We start from the raw sequence: 232 nt of genomic DNA on the forward strand, positions 1-232 counted from the left end.
TGTTGTGAGGCAGCTTGGCAATGGTCTTGCCTTTCTTTACCACGGCCTTACACTCGGTACACACCAGATCGCCGGTGTAGCCCTCCTGGGTGCAGGTGGCATCTTTCTTGCCCACCAGCTGAGTGTTGTGAGGCAGCTTGGCAATGGTCTTGCCTTTCTTTACCACGGCCTTACACTCGGTACACACCAGATCGCCGGTGTAGCCCTCCTGGGTGCAGGTGGCATCTTTCTT

The 232-nt window shown here is 56.0% G+C and carries 1 protein-coding gene; it reads right to left on the reverse strand.

What is annotated here, in order from left to right:
- Nucleotides 1-232, reverse strand: a 232-nt coding sequence (locus tag H9X86_RS12325) for a hypothetical protein (RefSeq protein ID WP_204901767.1), incomplete at both ends; no start/stop codon positions are given.

The organism is Pseudoflavonifractor capillosus, assembly GCF_016902575.1.
In the GTDB taxonomy this organism is placed as follows: domain Bacteria; phylum Bacillota; class Clostridia; order Oscillospirales; family Oscillospiraceae; genus Enterenecus; species Enterenecus capillosus_A.